Origin of the sequence: Nonomuraea sp. CA-218870 (assembly GCF_050936535.1) — a bacterium.
In the GTDB taxonomy this organism is placed as follows: domain Bacteria; phylum Actinomycetota; class Actinomycetes; order Streptosporangiales; family Streptosporangiaceae; genus Nonomuraea; species Nonomuraea corallina.
Window position 1 is genome coordinate 69,610 of sequence record NZ_JBNJMN010000001.1, and the last position, 20,252, is coordinate 89,861.

Annotated in this window: 17 protein-coding genes; 9 read left to right on the forward strand and 8 right to left on the reverse strand. The window is 70.3% G+C overall.

Annotation, left to right across the window (positions count from 1 at the left end; genetic code table 11):
* Positions 1-41 precede the first annotated feature (41 nt).
* Both ACQEUU_RS00340 and ACQEUU_RS00345 read right to left on the reverse strand, forming a co-directional pair.
* Positions 42-2,279 (reverse strand): SCO7613 C-terminal domain-containing membrane protein, encoded by a 2,238-nt coding sequence (locus ACQEUU_RS00340; RefSeq protein WP_433058615.1) that lies wholly within the window; start codon positions 2,277-2,279, stop codon positions 42-44.
* A gap of 506 nt (positions 2,280-2,785) precedes the next feature.
* Positions 2,786-3,442 (reverse strand): hypothetical protein, encoded by a 657-nt coding sequence (locus tag ACQEUU_RS00345; protein ID WP_433058618.1) that lies wholly within the window; start codon positions 3,440-3,442, stop codon positions 2,786-2,788.
* 60 nt (positions 3,443-3,502) lie between these two features.
* On the opposite strand from ACQEUU_RS00345, the gene ACQEUU_RS00350 reads away from it, so the two are divergent.
* Positions 3,503-5,512: a BTAD domain-containing putative transcriptional regulator gene (locus ACQEUU_RS00350; RefSeq protein ID WP_433058621.1), complete on the forward strand. Its 2,010-nt coding sequence runs from the start codon at positions 3,503-3,505 to the stop codon at positions 5,510-5,512.
* A gap of 32 nt (positions 5,513-5,544) precedes the next feature.
* Here ACQEUU_RS00350 and ACQEUU_RS00355 read toward each other — a convergent pair whose 3' ends face one another.
* From ACQEUU_RS00355 to ACQEUU_RS00375, 5 genes are read right to left on the reverse strand one after another with little or no spacing between them, the layout of a single operon-like run.
* On the reverse strand, positions 5,545-7,158 hold the full coding sequence (locus ACQEUU_RS00355; protein WP_433058623.1) for a hypothetical protein: 1,614 nt from the start codon (positions 7,156-7,158) through the stop codon (positions 5,545-5,547).
* Positions 7,151-9,889, reverse strand: a complete 2,739-nt coding sequence (locus ACQEUU_RS00360; RefSeq protein WP_433058626.1) for a hypothetical protein — start codon at positions 9,887-9,889, stop codon at positions 7,151-7,153. Before ACQEUU_RS00360 ends, ACQEUU_RS00355 begins: the two co-directional genes overlap by 8 nt.
* Positions 9,886-10,242 carry a hypothetical protein gene (locus tag ACQEUU_RS00365; RefSeq protein ID WP_433058628.1) on the reverse strand — a complete coding sequence of 119 codons (357 nt, stop codon included), beginning with the start codon at positions 10,240-10,242 and terminating at the stop codon, positions 9,886-9,888. Before ACQEUU_RS00365 ends, ACQEUU_RS00360 begins: the two co-directional genes overlap by 4 nt.
* Before the next feature lie 3 nt (positions 10,243-10,245).
* Positions 10,246-10,953, reverse strand: coding sequence for a hypothetical protein (locus ACQEUU_RS00370; protein ID WP_433058631.1), 708 nt, complete (start codon positions 10,951-10,953; stop codon positions 10,246-10,248).
* Between the two features lie 10 nt (positions 10,954-10,963).
* Positions 10,964-11,479 carry an IPT/TIG domain-containing protein gene (locus ACQEUU_RS00375; protein WP_433058632.1) on the reverse strand — a complete coding sequence of 172 codons (516 nt, stop codon included), beginning with the start codon at positions 11,477-11,479 and terminating at the stop codon, positions 10,964-10,966.
* Positions 11,480-11,779: 300 nt separating this feature from the next.
* Between ACQEUU_RS00375 and ACQEUU_RS00380 the strand changes: the two genes are divergently transcribed.
* From ACQEUU_RS00380 to ACQEUU_RS00390, 3 genes are all read left to right on the forward strand, one after another.
* Positions 11,780-12,607, forward strand: coding sequence for an NAD(P)-dependent oxidoreductase (locus ACQEUU_RS00380; RefSeq protein ID WP_433058634.1), 828 nt, complete (start codon positions 11,780-11,782; stop codon positions 12,605-12,607).
* 39 nt (positions 12,608-12,646) lie between these two features.
* Positions 12,647-12,991 carry a winged helix-turn-helix transcriptional regulator gene (locus tag ACQEUU_RS00385; protein WP_433058636.1) on the forward strand — a complete coding sequence of 115 codons (345 nt, stop codon included), beginning with the start codon at positions 12,647-12,649 and terminating at the stop codon, positions 12,989-12,991.
* Positions 12,992-13,151: 160 nt separating this feature from the next.
* On the forward strand, positions 13,152-13,436 hold the full coding sequence (locus ACQEUU_RS00390; RefSeq protein WP_433058639.1) for a DUF1540 domain-containing protein: 285 nt from the start codon (positions 13,152-13,154) through the stop codon (positions 13,434-13,436).
* Between the two features lie 54 nt (positions 13,437-13,490).
* Here ACQEUU_RS00390 and ACQEUU_RS00395 read toward each other — a convergent pair whose 3' ends face one another.
* Positions 13,491-14,933 carry an RICIN domain-containing protein gene (locus tag ACQEUU_RS00395; protein WP_433058641.1) on the reverse strand — a complete coding sequence of 481 codons (1,443 nt, stop codon included), beginning with the start codon at positions 14,931-14,933 and terminating at the stop codon, positions 13,491-13,493.
* On the opposite strand from ACQEUU_RS00395, the gene ACQEUU_RS00400 reads away from it, so the two are divergent.
* The 5 genes from ACQEUU_RS00400 (at position 14,932) to ACQEUU_RS00420 (ending at position 20,218) form a co-directional block, all read left to right on the forward strand.
* Positions 14,932-15,081 (forward strand): hypothetical protein, encoded by a 150-nt coding sequence (locus ACQEUU_RS00400; protein WP_433058644.1) that lies wholly within the window; start codon positions 14,932-14,934, stop codon positions 15,079-15,081. The genes ACQEUU_RS00395 and ACQEUU_RS00400 overlap by 2 nt on opposite strands.
* Before the next feature lie 156 nt (positions 15,082-15,237).
* A complete protein-coding gene (locus tag ACQEUU_RS00405) occupies positions 15,238-16,542 on the forward strand; it encodes an RICIN domain-containing protein (RefSeq protein ID WP_433058647.1) in 1,305 nt (434 codons plus the stop codon).
* A 62-nt stretch (positions 16,543-16,604) separates the two neighbouring features.
* Positions 16,605-18,029 (forward strand): RICIN domain-containing protein, encoded by a 1,425-nt coding sequence (locus ACQEUU_RS00410; RefSeq protein ID WP_433058650.1) that lies wholly within the window; start codon positions 16,605-16,607, stop codon positions 18,027-18,029.
* 218 nt (positions 18,030-18,247) lie between these two features.
* A complete protein-coding gene (locus ACQEUU_RS00415) occupies positions 18,248-18,454 on the forward strand; it encodes a cold-shock protein (RefSeq protein ID WP_106241661.1) in 207 nt (68 codons plus the stop codon).
* Between the two features lie 354 nt (positions 18,455-18,808).
* A complete protein-coding gene (locus ACQEUU_RS00420; protein WP_433058653.1) occupies positions 18,809-20,218 on the forward strand; it encodes a DEAD/DEAH box helicase in 1,410 nt (469 codons plus the stop codon).
* The last annotated feature ends 34 nt before the right edge of the window (positions 20,219-20,252 follow it).

The window sequence follows — 20,252 nt, forward strand, 5'->3', positions numbered from 1 at the left end:
CTGTAGGTAATTGGGATTAGCCTGATCACGCGCCCTTTCCCTCACCTCATCGCGGTCAACGTGTCACGCAGCCGGCGCAGGTTCCGCATCCGCGCCTCGTACGTCGCCCCGATCACCACGAGCAGCAGCCCGCCGACCGCGATCGGCGCCCAGCGCGGCACCACGAGGAGCATCTCCGACACGTACGGAGCCAGCTCGCGCACCGCGACCCCGGCCACCACGACGGCTCCGATCACCGTGGGCGCCTGGAGCCTGAACCTGACCCCGGCGAGCAGCACCACCAGCGCCAGCACCCCGAGCGCAAGCGACCGCCGCCATTCCACGTCCGCGTACACCGCCAGCAGGCTGGGCAGCATCGTGAACGACAGGCCCGCGCCGCAGGCCGCCCACGACGAGACCGGCGCGCCGCGCCGCCGCAGCCAGGCGGATCCCAGCAGGACCAGCGAGCACGGCACCGTGTACGCCTCGACGACGGTGACCTCGTCCGCCGCCAGCCGCAGCCACGAGGCCAGCAGCAGCAGGGTGACGCCCGCGTACCTGAGGCCGGCCGTCCCCGCCCTGTCCGGCCACAGCGACCTGAGCAGCACCAGCACCCCCGCCGCGGCGCATCCCACGCTCATCGCGACCAGGACGCGCAGGCCCAGCGAGAACCCCGCCGCCACCGCCGCCAGCCCCAGGAACAGCGCCGCGAAGCCCAGCCCCCACGCCCGCAGCCCCTTCACCCTGGCCGCCAGCGCCACACCGGCGGCCGCCGCCGCCAGCACCGGCAGCACGATCAGCGTCGCGGGCTCGCTGCCGAACGCGTACGCCGCCGCCCGCACCGAGGCCGCCAGGGCGACGAACGCGCACGTCACGGCCCACCACGGCACCCGGCTCACGGTGGCGGCCACCACCGCCACGACGGCGAGCACCGCCTGCACCGCCACGGCGGCGGGATAGGGCATCCCGAAGGCGTGCGGGGCGACGGCGACCATGAGCGCCCCGAACACCAGCGCACCGCCCACAGCCGCCTTCACCCACCACCGACCGCCGCCGGAAGGCGCCGCAGCCACCGACCCACCACCGCCAGGCATCCCGTCGCCCGGTCGCCCACCGCCGCCAGGCGTCCCGGCCCTCGGTCGCCCGCCGTCGCCAGGAGGCGCTGCCGTTGCGGGGCGCCCGCCGTTGGCTCGTACGGCCTTCACCAGGAGGGTGGCCGCCACCGCGCCCAGCACCGCCACGTCCGCCGGTGTCACCGTCGCGAACGGCTCCCACCGCGGTCCGTCCCAGGTGCCCGTCAGGAGCACGTCCAGCCAGGCGAGCGGCGACACCAGGTCGCCCATGAGCCGGGGCAGCAGCGTCAGCATGACCAGCAGCGCCACCAGCCCACCGGTGGCCATGGCCGCCGACCATACCTTCGGCCGGGGCAGCCAGGTGGCGGCGAGCACCACCGCCAGCGCCGGCACCAGGTAGCCCAGGGAGCGCCAGTCCGTGCCCGAGATCCACAGCACCGGCTGCGCCCACGCCGCCGGCACGGCGATCACCGCGAGCACGGTCCCGATGGTGACCGCGGCGGCCCAGAGCTCCCCGTTGGCCTTGCCCGCCCTGACGAGCAGCCACGTCACGAACCCGCCGAGCAGAGCCAGCGCGGCCAGCGGCGCCGACCTCAGCACGGCCTGCCCCACGGTGGGCGCACCCAGCGCGTACAGCGCGCCCCCCAGCAGCGCGAAGCCGGCGACCGCGCCGCCGCAGACCGCGGCCGTCACCCTCACCGCTCCCCCGCCGTAGCAGACCAGCGCCGCGTCCGCCGCCACGGTGACCACCAACATCGCCACCAGCCAGGTCCCCGACATCTCGCCGAACAGCAACGGCAGGACCGGCTGAGCCAGCACCACGGCGACCGGAGCGGGCCCGCGGAGCCGGGTGACACGGGCATAGGCCACCAGGACGAGCGCGGTGACCCCCAGCACCCCCGCCGTGTAGTGCAGCCCGTTGAGAGCGTCGAGATCGAGGAATCCCGCCCGCCTGGCCGCGTACCCGTCGAGCAGCAGCAGCACGACCCCGAACCCGGCCACGGTCTCGGCCGTCGCGGTGAGCCTGCGCCGCGTCAGCAGGACCGGCGCCAGCATGACCAGTGCGGTGAACCCCGCCAGCACCGCCGCCCGCCCGCCGATGCCCAGCCGCCCCCAGCTGACCACGGTGAACACCACCGCCGCCACGGTGAGCAGCAGCCCGCCGAGGATCAGCAGGACGTTCTTCGCGGCGGCCGGAGAAACCTCCCGCGCCGGAGGCCCTGCCACCATTCCGGGATACGGCGCCGCCCCCGGGTACGGCGGCCGGGCTCCGGCGTGGGCAGTGCCCCCGGGCACCTCACCCCCGGTGTTCTGACCCTCCGCGCCCACGCCCGCCGCCGCAGGCCCTCCCCCGCCGGCACGCAGGACACCCAGCAGTTCCCCACGGCGTGCCTGCAACCGGGCCTGCCGGCCGCTCAGCTCGGCGAGAGCCTGGTCCACCTGCCAGAGCTCGTACGCGACAGGCCCCTGCAGAGGCAGCCCGCACCGCGGACACCTGGAAACCGGCGCTTGGGGCCCCGGAGACCCCCATGCCGCCCCGCAATCCGGACATGTCGCACTTTGCCGCACGATACTCCGCCTTTACGCCCGTCGAGATGACCCATATTTCACCGTCATCCCCTTGCGAACCACTGTCACGGGCAAACCAGCACCGAACCCGACACCGTCCGGCAGAGCACCCAACCTCGGCACCCGCCGGAGGATCGCCTCCGGCGGGCTCTCCGGGCAGGCGGTCAGGAGATCCGGCGCCAGGCCGCCTCGGTGAAGCCGTTGGCCACCCGCTCCACGTTCCCGTTGCTCGCGTCGGCATACGTCTCCATGACGGTCGAGCCCGAGCGCACCACGGTGACCATGTACTCCGGTTTGGGAAGGTGCTTCCACGGGCTGGGGGTGAGGGAGACCTTGACGGCGCTGACCCGCGCGCCGGGGATGTCGGGCAGGTCGGTCACCTTGGTGATGCGTACGGTGATGCGCTTGCCGTCGTAGTGCTTGACCGTGACCCGGCCGCAGCGCGGCGGCACGGCCTGCGCGGGCAGCCGGGTGGACGACGGCACCGAGACGAGCGTCTCACCGTAGAAGGACCCGCGCGTGTTGATCAGGGACATGGCCGCCGGCCGCCCGCCCAGGCGTCCGCTGAAGAGCAGACCCACCGTCGCGGCCGTCTGGCACCGGTCGGGGAGCCGCGAGTACGACCACCGGTCCTGCCCCGCGATCACCGACCGCGCCGTGCCGGACCGGACCAGATGGGCCTTCTTGCCCTTCCACTTGGTGATGAGCGCCCGCTTGAGCTGCTTGGCCGTGGGATCGGCCGCGGCGTGCGCGGCGGCCGGTACGAGGGAGACGAACATGGACGCCGTCAAGGCGCCGGTGATGAAGAAACGTCGCATCATGGTCGTCATGGTGCGAGCGGGGGGTTGTGCGGGGCGTATACGACCCGTATAACCCCAGGTGTGGTGTTCGTCTCGGTGTTGGGGCACATCGAAGTCACGGGGAAGCGGCTCACCGCGCAGAAGCCGGCGATCCTCCTGGCGACCCTGGTCGCCGCGGAGGGTGAGCCGGTCAAGAACGACCGCCTCGTCGAGGCTCTCTGGCGCGGCCAGACTCCGCGCTCGGCCGTCGACAACCTACGCGTCTACGTCGCGCAGCTCCGGCGCACGCTGGGCGGCGAGGGCCGCCTGGTGTCCAGGCACGGTGGATACGCCCTGCTGCTCGCCCCGGACGAACTCGACGCGGGAGTCTTCGGCGAACGCGAGCGGGCGGCCCGGCGGCTCATCGCCGCCGACGACCTGGAGGCCGCCGCGCACGCCGCCCGGCAGGCTCTGGACCTGTGGCGCGGCCCGGTGTTCGACGGGCTCGACCTGCCCGATACCGCCGGCGACTACGCGCGGCGGCTGGAGGAGAGGCGCACCGCGCTCACCGAGGACTGGGTCGAGCTGCAGCTCGCGCTCGGCCGCCATCGCGAGACGATCGGCGAGCTGCGCGCCCTGGTGGCCGCCCACCCGCTGCGCGAGCGCCCGCATGGCCAGCTCATGCTCGCCCTGCACCGGTCCGGCCGCCGGGCCGAGGCGCTCGACGCGTACCAGGAGGCGCGCCGGGTGCTGGTGGCGGAGCTCGGCCTGGAACCGGGCGGCGAGCTGCAGGCCATCCAGGCGGACATCCTGCGCGGCACCCACGCGCCGTCACGGGTGGGCTCGGTCTTCAGGGCTCGGTTCAAGCAGGTCAGGCAGTGGACGCGGCTGGCCGCCTCGCTGCTCCTCCTGGTCCAGGCGGCGCAGCCGGCGCGCCGGCCCGACGCCCCGCCCCCGCCGCCCCCGGCCGTCGCCCAGGTGGGCGGGGTCGTCGGCGACGGGATGCTGACCATCGCGACGCTGCTGCCGATGACGGGCAGCCTGTACTTCATCGGCGCCTCCACCTCCACGGCCGCCGAGCTGGCCGTCCAGGACGTCAACGCCGCCGGTGGGGTGCTCGGCCACCCGGTGCGCCTGATCAAGGCCGACTCCGGCGACGCGACCGACGACCTGGCGGTCACGGCCGTCCGGCAGCTGGTCGAGAGAGAGGCCGATGTGATCGTCGGACCGGCCTCCAACTTCGTCTCCATGGCGGTGCTGGACACCGCGACGGAGGCGGGCATCGTCATGATCTCTCCGTCGACCACCGCCGCCTCGCTGTCGACCGTGTACGACCGCGGCCTGTACTTCCGGACCTCGGCCTCCGACACCATGCAGGGCCGGCTGATCGGCCGGCTCCTCGCCGAGGACGGCAACCGGACCGCCGGGTTGATCGCCCTGGAAGACAGCTACGGGGACGTCCTCGTCTCGGCGGTGAAGGCCGAACTCGCTCGTCGTGGCGTCGACGTGGTGAAGACGGTCAGATATCGGGACGACAAAGCCGACTTCTCCGCTCTCGCCCCGATCGACGCCGACGCCCTGGTCCTCATCGGATTCACCGAGACCCTCGACATCATGCGGAGGCTCGAACGCGGGAACCAGCGATGGTACCTGGTGGACGCCAACCTCTCCGACTACTCCGAGGACCTTCCGCGCGACGCGCTCACCGGCACCCGCGGGACTCTGGCGGGTGTGGAGACCGCACCGGCTCTCAAGGAGCGGATGCGGGCCCTGGACCCGGCGATGAGGGATTTCTCGTACGCCGCCGAAGTGTACGACGCGGTGGTGCTAGCGGCGCTGGCGGCCCGGGCGGCCCGCGGCGACCTCGGCAAGTCGGTGGCCGGGCGACTGGCCGCGGTGAGCGGCGGCGGGCGGCGGTGCACCACCTTCGCGCAGTGCGCGGCCCTGCTCGACGCCGGAGTGGAGATCGACTACGACGGCCTCAGCGGGCGCGTCGAGTTCGACAGCAACGGCGACGTCGGCGAAGGCACGTTCGGTGTGTACACCTACAAGCCGGACAACACGTACGTGCGCACGGAGACCCGCGTCGTACCGTCCCAGGCCCAGCCATGACTAGGCCCCGCCGTACCTAGGCCCAGCCGTGACTAGGCCCCGCCGTGACGCGGGGCGTCCAGCAGCACGACCCCGGATCCGCCGAGCGCGTTGCGGGCCGACACCGCCGCGCGCCCCGGCAGGTCGAGGGCGCCGGCCACGCACGCCAGCGCGTCGGCGCCGAGGAAGCGGAAGGCACGCGGCACCGCGGATCCGGCCGGCGGCGAGGACCGGCCGATGAAGGCCAGGGCCGTCGCCAGGTCCTCACCCGTGCAGCCGCTGGCGATCGTGACGTCCGGCGCGTGCGCGCCGAGCTCGGCGCGGAAGGCGTCGCAGGCGTCGCGGCGGGCGACCAGGCTCCGGATCCGCCGCTCGCCGGCCTGGTCACCGGCCGGCCCGAGCACCAGCGCGGATACCGACGATCGCAGGTACGCCTGGTCGGGGCAGTCGAGCACGGCGAGCGCGCGAGCGGCGCCCGCCCCGACCCAGTCGCCGGCGATGACCGCGACGGCCGGCACCGCGCCCTGGTTGATCAGGTCCTCGGCGATCGCCAGCGCGAGCAGCGAGGCGCCGGGAATTCCGGTCACCGCGAGGTGCGGGCCGCGCAGCCCCCGGTCGAGGTGGTGCCGCCGCAACCCGCCGGCGAAGGTCATCCGACCGGCCGCTTCGGCGACCTCCGGTGTCGTGGCTCCGCTCTCGATCGCGGCGAGCGCATACTCGGGAGACAGGTCGAGCAGGCTCGCGACCACCACCCCGAGGTCCCGCGACCCGGCCGCGCGGATGCTCTCATCAAGCAGCCTCCGACCGCGGTCGACGAACCCCTCCGGGTCGGCGGGCCCGGGCGCGGCCGGCGCCACCCAGCGAACGACGCAGCCGGCCCCCGGGGTTCGCCCCGCGCCGGCTCGGCTGTCACCGCAACCCGGCCCCGAGCCTCGCACCGCGCCGGCTCGGCTGTCACCGCAGCCCGGCCCCGAGGTTCGCGCCGCGCCGGTTCGGCCATCACCGTCGCCGGCCGCCAGGTAGTGCTCGATCGCCGGTACGCAGGCCGCCGGGTCGGTGGCCTGGGAGGGCACGGCGAGGCCGAGCGCCGTCGTCCGCTCGATGACCACGGCGACCGCCTCATGCCGGCCGGGATCGTCCGCCCGGGGCTCCACGCAGACCACCACCATGGCGTCGGCCCGCCCGGAGTCGACGAACAGCCCGGCGACCGCCAGCGGCGTCAGCCCGCAGTCGCCCGGCAGGCACAGCTCGGGGCCACCCGCGCCGAGCATCGCGGCCACGTCCTGCGCCAGGCCGCCGGACACGAAGCGCGACACGGCGAGCAGGACGTCCAGCCGGCGCGACCGCTGACCGGCCGGATCGGCGGTCGGCGGCAGGAAGGCGTGCGGGGACCGCGCCACGGCGTGGCGGTCGGCGGCCGAGGTCGCGATCACCAGCCCGGTGCGCCGGCCCGCCCCGCGCAAGCCGAGGCGGGAGCACGCGAGCGTGGCCGCGTGCAGGGCCGGGTACAGCCGGCGTGCCAGAGAGTCCTGCGCCGTGCGTCGCTCGCCGAGCTCGTGGTCGGCGATCGAGCTCCCGTACCCGGCCGGGACCGGCTCACGTGCCGGCCGCGCCACCGCCTCGGCTCGGGCGTGCCCGGTGATCCGTGCGCGCGGCGCCTCAGGCATCCCTGATCCCCGGCAGGTCGAGGCCCTCGAACGCGGACTCGGGGTAGACGTTCCACGCGATCTCCGCGAATTCGATGGTCCGTGGTCCGCCCCAGACGACCGCCGTGACGAACACGGACCCGGCCGGGGGCGCCCACTTCACCCGCAGCCGCTGGCGGCCCAGCGCCACGACCCGGCCCTGCACCTCGCCGATGGGCGTGTCCGACGGGATGACCGGGCGGCCGCCCTCGAATCTCGGCTGACCGACGTGAGCCCGGACCGTGACCAGCTCGGCATCGGTGAAACCGTGGTTGAAGACCTCGACCACGATGTGCACGGTTCCGTCGGGCTGCTTCTCGAAGCCGATGCTGCGGCTGAAGATCTTCTCAAGCGGGTCCTGGCTCTGGTGCCGGAAGGGCAGCATCAGCATCGGATAGGGGTTCGCGTACCGGCTACGCCATCCGGGACCGAGGTTGCCGACCTTGAAGGCCACGACCAGGGCGCCGAGGCCGGCGTGCTGGTAGATGTACGGCGTCACCGTGAATCGGAAGCTGGCATCGGGGACGGTGCCGCCGCTGACGCTGATCGACAGGGATTCGGTCCGCGACAAGGACGTCATCTCCATCTCGCTTTCGGAGAAGGTCTCGCTGGAGCCCAGGTTGAACCCGAAGGACACCGGCAGGTAGCTGAACAGGTTGGTGTTGGCGAGCAGGTTGGCGCTGCTGCTCGCCGAGCTCGCCACGAAGTAGTGCTTGCCGATGGTGTCCTGGTTGGCGTCGCTGCGATCGTAGGTGTTGGTGTCGGGCTGGTCGTTGGTCACTTCCAGACTGACCAGCGGCGTGAAAAGCAGCAATTCACCCTGCTTGGTCTCGTCCCAGCCGTCGAGCTCGACGTTCAAGTACGACAGCAGCACTCCCGGCTCGTACGCGGTGCGGTACCCGAACTGCCGGTCGTAGGCGATGGGGGTGCCCTGCACCGGAATCGACGAACCGGGGAAGATGACCATCAGCGTCCCGCCCGGCTCCGAGCCGCGAGAACGGCGGACGATCGGGTAACGCCAGACCGAGTAGTCGACGGACATCGTCACGAGCCGGTCCAGCTGCGTCGGCGTCCGGCTGATCGCGACACCCACCGACGTGCTGCTGTCCTCCGTATGAGAGAAGCCGTGGCCGTACGTCTTGCCCAGGTGGAAGCTCAGCGCCGAACTGCTGACGCCGAGCGACAGGCCGGCGTCGTCGGACATGACCCAGTCCTTGGACGAGGTCACCGACAGTCCCTTCACCCTGTTGTCCGACTCGGAGAAGATGAGCGACGGCGCCATGCTGACGTTCTCCCGGTCGAAGGGCGGCACCTGGAGGATCGCGAGCAGCTGACCACGCGACGACAGCTGGGTGAGGACGGGCGGTCCGAGCATGACGCTGAGCCCGGCCAGGTCCACCACCGATCCGAGGATTCCGGGCGCCTTCAGCCCCGTGACCCCGACCTGCGTCACCGCGGGGAGCATGGCCGGGGCCTCGGCATAGGGCGGGAAGCGGAGCGTGACCGGGTCGACCGGCACGATGCCGGCGAAGACCTGCGCCTCGCCCCTCATGATGTGCGCGAGGTCGCCTCCCGCGCCGAGGACGAACACGCCGCTGGTGACCGCGTCGCCGAGAACGCCCGAGCCGAGCCGCAGGTCCAGGCTCGCGAGCGGAGCGCCGCCCGGCCCCGCCGCGACGTACCTGCTGCTCGCCTCCAGCCGATCGCGTTGCGCGTCGAAGCGCAGCAGCACGAAGGCGGCCGCGCCCGCCACGCCGCCGTAGTCGGCCGGGTAGGCGAGCACGAGTTCCTCTTGGCCGTTGTTGTCCAGGTCGGCGCAGGTCACGCGATACTGTCCCGACCGGGGCTTGGCGAACGCCGTATCGATCACCGCGACGGCGAGCTGCGCCGGCTTGCCCGCGTCGAAGCCCTGCATGACCACGAACGGGGCGCCGGACGGCCCGGCCGCGGCGAGGATGAGCTGGCTCCCGGCCGATCCGGGCAGCATTCTCCCGAGCGTCGCGTCCACACCCGATCCCGTGGCGAGGTCCACCCGGGGCAGGTGATGCACCTCGGCCGCCGGAAGCGGTTCGCCGGGGCGGAGCGCGGCCGTGGGGACCGCGAGAGTCGACAGTGCTCCGGCCGTGCGTACGGTGACGAACACCCAGGTCGTGAAGTCCTGCACCACGATCCAGCTGCCGGCCGGTGGGCCCTGGGGCGAGCCGGGCAGCGTCCAGGTTCCCGTGAGCTTCCCCGACGACGTGTCGAAGGCGCCCACCACGACGCCCTGGTCCGAGGCCCCGGCGACCAGCACGACCTGGGCCTTCGTGGCGAGCACGGCTTCGCCGGCGATCGACCGTACCCAGCTCGCCCCCAGCGGGAAGGTCGTCCGCCCGAGCGCCCCGGCGGCGCCGAGCGTCACCCGGTCCAGGAAGACCTCGCCGCCGGCCTGCCGGACGAACCACACCTGCTGACAGCCGGTGCGCGCGTCGTCCACGACGGAAGAGGCGACCACCTCCCCGTACGAAGGGAAGGGGATGCTGTCGGCGACCGCGATCCGCACGGCGGGAACGTCGTCCACGCCGCCGGTTCCGCTCTTCACCGCCCCGGCCTGCGGCAGCCGGAACGAGATGCGGGAGAACGCGGACCCCGGGCCCGCGCGGTCGGGCGTCACCAGGTAGCCGTCGAACATCCGGTACATCCCCGCGTCGGGCAGGGGGCCAGATTCCGTCATGTCAGGAACTCAAGGGTGCTCAGGCGTTCGATGACCACGCTGCCGACCGTCTGGTCCAGGTTCAGGTCGGCCGCGATCGTCGCGCCGACCTCGTCGGGCGGCGCCGGGACGCGGACCGTGAACGGCGCCGTGGCCCGCACCGGCTCCTCCCCCGGCATGACCGGCGTCCAGTACGACACCTGCGCCGTCAGCAGCACGTCCAGCGTGGCGGGGTCCTCGGCATAGGTGCCGCTGAACCGCCGGTCGTCGACGTCGAACCCCTCGAACCGGCCCGCCTTCAGGATGAAGAGCACGGGACTGACGGTCCCGCCGACCGCGACGGTCGCCCGGTAGATGCCCTCGATCGTGGCCATGCCTCATCCCTGTGCTCGTTGCGCGAGTGTCGCGCCGATGATCCGGTTCAGCTCGTTCACCATGTCCCGGCCGAACTCGCCGTGGGAGAAGAACGAGTCGAGCGCCGACGAGATGATCAGCCGCTGCGAGCCCGCGCTGAACGACCCGAGCAGGATGCGGAGCAGCGCGTTGTTCGGCTGGCCGTCGGCCTCCAGGTTGATGCTTCGCTGGCCGTCCACCTTGGCCCCGGTCAGCTCAAGCCGCAGCGTCTTGTCCGGGTCGACGACCTTCAGCTGATAGGTGAGGCTGCCGCGCTCCGACCTGGCGCTGATGTTCCCGGCGCCGTTCAGCTTGGCCGGAGCGCCTTTCTTGCCCAGGCTGTACTGGGCGCACGGCTGAATGTAGGCGTACCGGCCGTTCGCCGCGAGCAGCGCGAACGACAGCGGCAGCTCGACCTGGAGATTTCCGAACTTGGCGTCCTGGGCGGAGACCGAGGTGAAATCTCTCACGTGCAGCGACGTCAGCGCCACGGTGCCCGGCCCGTCGTCATTCCAGACCGCGGCGCCCGTGTTCGGCCCGTTGAGCAGTACGCAGACGCCGAGTTCTTCCTTGTACGTGTGGTCGGACAGCGGCTTTCCGGTTACCGCCTTCGGAAGTTCGGCGGCGACCTTCGCTTTGATGCTGTCCCAGCTCGCCTTGACAATGGCTTGCCAGTCAGCTGTCCCGGGCATTTTCGCGCCCTCACTTGATGGTGAAGGGCTGCGGGCTCCTGACGGTGCCACGATGGGTGGTGACTTCGATATACACCACCCCGGGCCTGGCGGTCGACGGTATTGTCGCCCTGATGACCTCCGCGCTGCTCCAGTCTATCTGGGTGGATTCGTAACCGCCGAATTTGACGGTCCCTTTCCTGGTGGGGCCGATATCGAGCCCGTGCCCGATGATGGCTATCCGCTCCCCGGGCTGGCCGCTCGTCGGCTTGAGCCCCGTGATGTAAATAGGCGGCTGTACGACGGTGAAGGACTTGGTGCTGGAGCTGCTCTCGCCGTTCGGGTTCCGCAGATGGATGACGCCGGTCTCGACCACCTCCGGCACTTTGACCGTCAGTTCTGTGGCGGTCCTCACCTGCACGTCGTACCCATCCCGGTCCTGGAAGAATATGACGCGGATGCCGGGCATGAAGCCCTGACCCGTAATTCTGATAATGTCTCGCGGCTTGCCGCGGTCTGGAGTGAAGTCCCCGATCGTGAGCGGCATTAAATCCCCCGTGTCCGCTGATTTCCCCGTGTGAGCGTATGACGCCGTTACTATGAGAATGTCGCATGAACCTTGGAGACGCCAGACACCCGGTCGTAAACAATTGGCAATCGAATGCCGGCGAGCGGGACGGCGGAGGAGCGATTATTTCCGGGTTCGGCGCGGCGGGATCCCGCCTTCCTCCGGGCGGCGCTCGCCTCAAGCCTGCCGGCGAACGGGCCGCATCGCTAACCTCCGGGTAACCACGCACTTTCAAGTGCGTTCTTGTGGCCGGACCCGTATGGATTGAACAGTGTGGCCATGAACATGAAGCACGCACGCATCACCGTCCTCGGTCTAGGAGCCATAGGGCGCACGCTGGCACGCACGCTCCTCGAAGCCGGTCGCGAGGTGACGGTCTGGAACCGTACTCCCGGAAAGGCGGGCGACCTCGTCTCCCGCGGCGCGCGGGAGGCGTCGGGCGTGGGCGAGGCGATCGAGGCGGGCGGCCTCACGGTGGCGTGCCTGCTGGACGACGCCAGCGTCCGCGAGACGCTCGCGCCGGTCCTACCGGCCTTCACCGGCGGCCCGCTCGTCAACCTCACCAGCGGCTCCGTACGGCAGGCGCGCGAGCTCGCCCGGTGGCTCGACGGGCACGGCGTGCGGTTGCTCGCCGGCGGAGTCCTGGCGGTGCCCCCGACGGTCGGCACGGAAGCGGCCTCCGTCCTCTACAGCGGCCCGCGGGACCTGTTCGACCGGGTCGCGCCCGCGCTGAGCCCGGTCGGTCGTCCCCACTGGGTGGGCGAGGACCCGGGATTCGCGTCGCTGTACGACATGGCCGCGCTCAGCGGCATGTACGGCATGAGCGCCGGGGCCGATCACGCCGTGGCGCTGGTCCACGCGGAAGGCGGCGACGTGGAGGCGTTCAAGCGCGAGGTGCTCCAGCCGTGGATGGAGCAGATGCTTGCGATCATCGCCGGCGAGGCCGACGTGAGCGTGTCCGTTCCTGAGGAGTACAACGCCGCGATGCAGGCGACCGGCCTGGAGAACATGATCTCCGCCTCCGGGGAGGCAGGGGTGCCCGCGGAGCTCTCCGGCCACCTGCGCGCCTCGCTGTGGCGGATGCGGCGCGCCATCGCCGCAGGCTGAGCCCGCGCCGGGCAGGCCGGCTGCGCGTACCATGCGGGAGTGCGCAATCCGCCCTACGTCTGTGCTCTCGACGCCGCGTTCGACGTCGTCGGCGGCAAGTGGAAGGCACTGATCCTGTGGGCACTGGACGAGCGGCTGCGTCGCTTCGGCGAACTGCGGCGCAGCCTGCCCGGCATCAGCGACAAGGTCCTCGCCCAGCAGCTACGCGAGCTCGAAGCCGACGGCATCGTCCGGCGGACCGTGTTCGAGGAGACACCGCCCCGGGTCGAGTACGAGCTGACCCGCGAAGGCGTCGCGCTCTACGCGGCACTCGGCGCCCTGGGGGAATGGGGCGAACGCCGCATGCGCGCGCTCGACCTCGTCCCCACCCACGGCGAGGAGTGAAGGCGCCGCAGCCCGGGGCGGCGCGGCTCTCGCCATCGCCAAGACTTCCCCCAGCTTCGTGGCGGCGCGGAGTGAACGCCATGACGCCGGGGCAGCATCCTGAGCGGTTCCGAGAAGCCGCTGACCGGCCTCGGCCACACGTCACGTTCGGGGGAATGCGATGAAGATGCCTGTGGTCAACGCGTGCGACGTGGAAGCATGCGCCTACAACGCCGACGGTAACTGTCACGCCATGGCCATCACCGTGGGTGACTCCCGTCATGCCCACTGCGACACCTTCTTCACCGCCTCGGCCAAGGGAGGCGATCCCGCGAACGTCGGCCACGTCGGCGCGTGCAAGATGGCGGACTGCCGGCACAACACCCAGTTCGAATGCCAGGCTCCCAACATCACGGTCGGCTACGGCTCGGGCACGGCGGACTGCCTCACCTACTCACCGGCCTGAGCCGGACCCGACGCCGACGTCGTTGAGGCTTTTGATACACAGCATCCGTGTTTTTCAGGATGAGGTACGGCTCCACTGCTGATTTGTGCCGCTGCCGCAGGCGTACTGCTGGATGTCGGCGCCGTCGGCGGTGGACGCGTTGACGACGTCGAGGCATTTGCCGCTGTGCCGGGCCCGGAGCTGGAAATGGCTGCCGGTGGCCACCCATTGCCATTGCTGGTTGGTGCCGCCGCCGCAGGTGTACTGGATGACGTTGGCCCCGTCGGCGGTCGAAGCACTGGCCACGTCCAGGCATTTGCCACTGTTCTGGTTCATCAGCCGGTAGTAGCCGCCGCCCGTCTCCTGGAACTGCCATTTCTGGTTCCCGCCGCCGTTCCACGGATACTGCTTCACCTCGGCGTTGTTGGCCGTCGACGCGCTGACGACGTCCATCACCTTTCCGCTGCCGCGCCCGGTGATCCGATAGTACGGGGAGGTGCCGCCGCCGGAGATGACGCCGGTGGCGGCGTCGATGGTGATCTGGGGGTGCCAGGTCAGGCTCATACTGGTGGCGGAGGGGAACGTGATCGGCAACCAGACGTACTGGGAGTCGTTCACCGGCCCGCCCCAGGCCCCGGCCCAGCGATCCCCCAGGTACAGGTATCCGGTGGTCGACGAGCCCTGGATCGGCAGCACGTACGTCGGCTGGGAGTTGTACGTCGTGCCGTCGCCGACGTTGGTCCACCCGGTCCACGGACCGGAGATGCTCGACGCGGTCGCGTACTTGGCCTGGTTCGGGCTCCACCCCGTCGCCCCCGACGTCAGCAGGAAATAGACGTTCCCCCGTTTGAACATGGCCGGGGCTTCGCGGTGGGCGTCATTCCAGAAATTGCCCACCAGCGTGCTGACATTCAGATAGTCCGGCGTGAGCCGGTAGACGTGCAGGTCGTAGTTCTCGTCGGCGGCCGAGATCATGTAGGCGGTGCCGTTGTCATTGAAGAGCGTGATGTCCCTCGACATGTGGCCGAGCGGGCGGAAGCTGCCGTGGTAGGTGTAGTCGCCGTCCACGGTCGCGGAGGAGGCGACGGCGGCGCGGGCCTCGCTGTAGTTGGAGCCGTTCTCCTTGTGCATCCACATGACGTATCTGCCGGTGGAGCTGTTGTAGATCACCTTCGGCCGCTCGATGTTGGCGACGCCGAGTTCGGGGTGCGACGACTGGGTGAGGACGTCGTTGCGGTACTCCCAGTTCATCAGGTCCGTGGACCGGTAGACCGAGACCGCGCGGAAGGTGCTGTCGGGGTTGCGGTTCTCTCCGAACCAGTAGTAATAGCCGCCGTCCCGGAGCACGCCGCCGCCGTGGGCGTGCAGCGCGTTTCCGCTGGTGTCCCTGAACTGGGTGCCGTTGGTGATGGTCACCGGAGCCGCGCCGGCCGGGGCGGCGGTATGACCGACGAGGGCGCCGGCGAGCAAGAGGACGGCCGCGACCGAGCGGCCAAGGCGCAGGAGCCGGGGGTTCATGCTGGTCGACTTCCCCTCTGATCCGGTGGCCGGGCACGGGACCGAGGCGGGTGTTCGTGGCAACGCCCACCAACTCGTCGGTAACATGCGAATTTACGGTGCGTTTCCGCAGATCGTTGACGGCGGCGGCGAGAATGTCAATACCTGACCGTGAATCACTCCCCGACCTCCGGACGCACGGGTATTGACCGGCTCGATGCACGCGAACACACTGTTGTAACGCCGACGTAATCCCTATTGACCCGGCGCGCGTGATGTTAACGCTAACAGGATTCAGCCCTGTTCCGGCAAGGGGAGCTCACCCGTGAACAGACAGCTCAAGGTCAGGCGATGGCTGGCGCGGCTCTGCCTCGTGGCACTCACCGCCGCCACCGGAGTCGCCGGCGCGACCCCCGCGCAAGCCGCCCCCGGCTACGTCTACACCACGTTCAAGGGGGACGCCGCGGCCGACCAGGAACTCTGGGTCTACTCCTCGTCCGACGGCACGAACTTCAGCGTGCTGGCCGACACCGGCTACCAGGGCCCGTCCGGCGTGCTCCGCGACCCCAGCGTCATCCAGCACAACGGGCTCTACTACATCGCCCACACCGTCCAGTCGTGGACCACCAACTCGACCCACTTCAACATCGCCTCCAGCCCCGACCTGGTCAATTGGACCCACGTCACCAGCGTCGGCTCCGGCGTCCCGGACACGCGATTCACCTGGGCGCCCGAGTTCTACGTCGAAGGCGGCACCGTTCGAGTCATCGTGAGCATCGCCCAGACGACGTGCTCCAACTGTTTCCGCCCCTACGTCTTCACCGCCCAGAACGCCTCGCTCACCTCCTGGAGCGGACCTGCGCAGATGGGCGGCCTCGGCTACCACTACATCGACACGTACGTGGTCAAGTCGGGCAGCACCTACCACGCCTTCACCAAGAACGAGACCTCCAAGTACATCGAGCACTGGACCAGCGCCAGCCTCACCAGCGGCTGGAGCAACCAGGGGCAGTTGTGGAGCTCCGGCTACGAGGGACCGGCCGTGCTGCGGATGAGCGACGGCTCCTGGCGCATCTGGGTCGACAAGTACACCAACGGCGGCATCTGGACCGCCACCAGCGCGAACCTGGACTCCTGGTCGGGCCTGAGCCAGATCACCTGCCCCGGTTGCCGCCACGGCACGATCCTGCCCGTGGCCGACGTACCCGGCCCGGCTCCCGCGTACCGCGTCACCAACCGCAACAGCGGCAAGGTCATGGACGTCATGTCGGCCTCCACCGCGAACAACGCCGAGGTCAAGCAGTGGACCTGGAACGGCGGCGGGAACCAGAAATGGCAGTTCCAGGAGACGGGCGGCGGCTACTACCGGCTGATGAACCAGAACAGCGGCAAATGCCTGGACGTGGCCAGTGCTTCGACCGCCGACGGGGCCAACGTCATCCAGTACACCTGCGGCGGCGGCACCAACCAGCAATGGCAATGGGTGGCCACCGGCAGCCATTTCCAGCTCCGGGCCCGGCACAGCGGCAAATGCCTCGACGTCGTCAACGCGTCCACCGCCGACGGCGCCGACATCCAGCAGTACGCCTGCGGCAGCGGCACCAACCAGCAGTGGTCCCGTACCCAGTGATCGGAACTCTCATGACGCACGCACCAGGACCGTCGCCCTTACGCCGATCACTGATCGCGGTGGTGGCGACGCTCACCGCGGCGGCGAGCCTCGTCGTCGCCGCGCCGCCCGCCGGCGCCGCCACCAGCCAGTTCAGGGGCATGAACTGGGCCGTGCTGGGCGACAACTTCAGCACCGGCCCGCTCGTCCTGCACGGCCTGAGCCAGTCCGACAGCAACGCGACCGTACGGGCCAAGGCCGACGCCCTCTACGACGACCTGGCCTCCACCATGGGCGTCAACACCGTCCGGCTGCCCGTCAACACCCATACCGTCGCCAACTCCACCTGGTGGAACGCCTACCGCGGCGCCATCGACGCCGCCACCGCCCGGGGATTCAAGGTCATCCTCGCCTATTGGGAGGACGGCGCCGCCTCCGGCGGCAGGATCACCGACCTTGCCGCCTGGCACACGATGTGGTCCAGCGTGACCAGCACGTACGGCTCGAACGGCAACGTCTACTTCGAGCCGATGAACGAGCCGCACGGCTACACCTCCGCGGAGTGGCGCGACGTCGCGGCGAACTGGCTCAGCCGGCACACCGCGGCAGTGCCCGGACGGGTCCTCATCGGCGGCACCGGCTACAGCCAGGACCTGCGGGACGTCTGCGGCGACAGCCGCTTCGCCTCGACACTGCTCTCCTTCCACCATTACGCCTTCTTCTACGGCGCGATGACCTACGACGCCTTCCGCAGCCACATCCAGACGCGCCTGGGCAACTGCGCCTCCCGCGCGGTCGCGACCGAGTTCGGCGCGCCGATGGCCACCGGCCTCGACTACGGCGACGCCAACAGCACCGACAACTTCGTGCGCCACATCCGCGCCATGGCCCAGGTCATGCGCGACAACCAGATGGGCGGCACCTACTGGCCCGCCCTCGGCGGCAAGCCGACCGGCAGCTCCGGCTACGACCACTATTCGATGTACGCGCTGACCGGCAGCGGCACCGACCTCGGCCTGACCGTCCGCAACCCCTCCGGTGCCGACCGGATCCGCTACGCCTGGGGCGACACCATCGGCACCGCCCCCACGACCTACTACAGGATCGACGCGCGCCACAGCGGCAAGGCCATGGACGTCCAGCAACCCAACACCGACAACGGCGCCCGCGTCGGCCAGTACGCCTACGGCGGCAACGCCTGGCAGCAGTGGCGGTTCCAGGACGCGGGCAGCGGCTACTGGCGTGTCATCAGCCGCCACAGCGGAAAGTGTCTCGACGTGGTCGGCGCCTCGACCGCCGACGGCGCCGAGCTGATCCAGTACACCTGCGGCACCGGCGCCAACCAGCAGTTCCAGCTGGTCGCCAACGGCGGCTACTTCGAGCTCCGGGCCCGGCACAGCGGCAAGTGCGTGGACGTACCGGCCGCGTCGACCGCGGACGGCGCGATCCTCAAGCAGTATCCGTGCAACGCGGGCGCCAACCAGCAGTGGTCACGCACTCCCGTATGACGACCGCGGGCGGCATACGCACACAGCACGGCGACACATGTGCTAGGTTGGAGTCAGTTGCAGTTGTGGTACCCATAAAAACTTGTGTGCACCTGACGGTATGTAGCCTCAGGTGCATTTTTTGTTGTCCGGTCATCTCCGGGTGTGTGGTCCTATCGCCGCAACGCGGAATCCGTTCGATGCGGATTTCGGCTTTGCACCCATCAAAGGAGATCAACATGGCTTCTGGCACCGTGAAGTGGTTCAACGCGGAAAAGGGCTTCGGCTTCATCGAGCAGGACGGCGGCGGCGCCGACGTCTTCGCCCACTACTCCAACATCGTCGCCAACGGCGGCTACCGTGAGCTGCGCGAGGGCCAGAAGGTGGCCTTCGACATCACGCAGGGCCAGAAGGGCCCGCAGGCCGAGAACATCGTTCCCGCCTGACACCGCGCACCACGCAGCCGGGGCCCGCGCCGCAGGGCGCGGTCCCCGGCGCGTTGCTTTTGTGGCATCCATCGTGCCGTGATGACCTCACAACCCGAGAAGCACAGCGTGTCTGTTCTTCCGCCGCACACCGGATGCACCACCGATGGCTCCGGTTCGGGCACAGGCCCGCTCCAGTTCTACGGCGCGGCATCACAGCCGCGTTCTTCCCGGCGAAAGCCGACCATTTCGACGTACGAACCCAGGCTGTTTCCGCCGGTTCGACTCGTCTTTCTACGGCTCGTGCTAACTGTTCTTGTGCCGCTCATCGCGCCGAGGATCGCCTGACACGTGCCGCATTGAGGAAGGTTCTGCATGAACCACGCAACTCGCGCGCATGACCGCAACTTCTCGTCCCATACGGGCGGCTCCGCCCGAGGCAGGGGCGGCCGATACAGCTCAGGCGCCTCCAACCGGTCCGGCAACGGGCGGCGTCCCGCCGCGCTCCAAGGAGAGTTCGCGCTGCCGGTCACCGTAACCCCGGCCCTGCCCGCAGCCGCGACCTTCGCTGAGCTGAGCATGCCGCCCGCACTGCTGAAGGTGCTCACCAGCCTGGGCATGAACGAACCGTTCCCGATCCAGGCGGCCACACTGCCGAACTCCCTGGCCGGCCGGGACGTCCTGGGGCGGGGACGCACCGGGTCGGGCAAGACACTCGCCTTCGGCCTGGCCCTGCTCGTCCGCACCTCCGGACAGCGGGCACAATCGCGGCGACCGCTTGCCCTGATCCTCGTCCCCACCAGGGAACTGGCCCAGCAGGTCACCGATGCGCTCACCCCGTACGCCCAAGCACTGAAGCTGCGACTGGCCACGGTCGTCGGCGGCATGTCGATCAGCCGCCAGGCCCATGCGCTGCGCAACGGTGCCGAGGTCGTCATCGCGACCCCGGGACGGCTCAGAGACCTCATCGAGCGCGGCGACTGCCGCCTGGACCAGGTTGACATCACCGTGCTGGACGAGGCCGACCAGATGGCCGACATGGGCTTCATGCCGCAAATCACCCACCTGCTCGACCAGGTGCGCCCAGGTGGCCAGCGGATGCTGTTCTCCGCCACGCTGGACCGCAACGTCGATCTGCTGGTCCGCCGCTACCTGAGCGACCCGGTGGTCCATTCGGTCGACCCCTCGGCAGGCGCCGTCACCACGATGGAGCACCACGTGCTGCACATCCAGGGCGCCGACAAGCAGGCCGCCACCGTGGAAATCGCTGCTCGCGACGGCCGGGTGATCATGTTCCTGGACACCAAGCACGCTGTGGACCGGCTCACCGAACAGCTGCTGAACAGCGGAGTACGCGCCGCCGCGCTGCACGGAGGCAAGTCCCAGCCCCAGCGCACCCGTACCCTCGCCCAGTTCAAGAGCGGCCACGTCACGGCGCTGGTGGCGACCAACGTCGCGGCCCGCGGCATCCACGTCGACAACCTGGACCTCGTCGTCAACGTCGACCCGCCGAGCGACCACAAGGACTACCTGCACCGCGGCGGCCGCACCGCCCGCGCCGGCGAGTCCGGCAGCGTCGTCACCCTGGTGCTGCCCAATCAGCGCCGTGACATGACCCGCTTGATGGCCGACGCCGGTATCGTCCCGCAGACCAGCGCGGTCCGTTCGGGCGAGGCCGAGCTGAGGCGCATCACGGGCGCCCAGGCTCCCTCAGGCATCCCCGTGACCATCACCGCACCGGTCGCCAGTCGTCGGCCGGGACGGAACGGCAGACGGTTCCGCTAGCAGCGGATGAGGGCTCGCCCAAGACCAGGCAGTT

Coding starts and splice junctions, on each gene's coding strand:
- ACQEUU_RS00390 (WP_433058639.1), top strand. CDS start 13,152: ATGAAGATGCCTGTGGTCAACGCGTGCGACGTGGAAGCATGCGCCTAC.
- ACQEUU_RS00375 (WP_433058632.1), bottom strand. CDS start 11,479: ATGCCGCTCACGATCGGGGACTTCACTCCAGACCGCGGCAAGCCGCGA.
- ACQEUU_RS00370 (WP_433058631.1), bottom strand. CDS start 10,953: ATGCCCGGGACAGCTGACTGGCAAGCCATTGTCAAGGCGAGCTGGGAC.
- ACQEUU_RS00345 (WP_433058618.1), bottom strand. CDS start 3,442: ATGATGCGACGTTTCTTCATCACCGGCGCCTTGACGGCGTCCATGTTC.
- ACQEUU_RS00365 (WP_433058628.1), bottom strand. CDS start 10,242: ATGGCCACGATCGAGGGCATCTACCGGGCGACCGTCGCGGTCGGCGGG.
- ACQEUU_RS00420 (WP_433058653.1), top strand. CDS start 18,809: ATGAACCACGCAACTCGCGCGCATGACCGCAACTTCTCGTCCCATACG.
- ACQEUU_RS00355 (WP_433058623.1), bottom strand. CDS start 7,158: ATGCCTGAGGCGCCGCGCGCACGGATCACCGGGCACGCCCGAGCCGAG.
- ACQEUU_RS00400 (WP_433058644.1), top strand. CDS start 14,932: ATGCTGGTCGACTTCCCCTCTGATCCGGTGGCCGGGCACGGGACCGAG.
- ACQEUU_RS00360 (WP_433058626.1), bottom strand. CDS start 9,889: ATGACGGAATCTGGCCCCCTGCCCGACGCGGGGATGTACCGGATGTTC.
- ACQEUU_RS00415 (WP_106241661.1), top strand. CDS start 18,248: ATGGCTTCTGGCACCGTGAAGTGGTTCAACGCGGAAAAGGGCTTCGGC.
- ACQEUU_RS00395 (WP_433058641.1), bottom strand. CDS start 14,933: ATGAACCCCCGGCTCCTGCGCCTTGGCCGCTCGGTCGCGGCCGTCCTC.
- ACQEUU_RS00380 (WP_433058634.1), top strand. CDS start 11,780: ATGAACATGAAGCACGCACGCATCACCGTCCTCGGTCTAGGAGCCATA.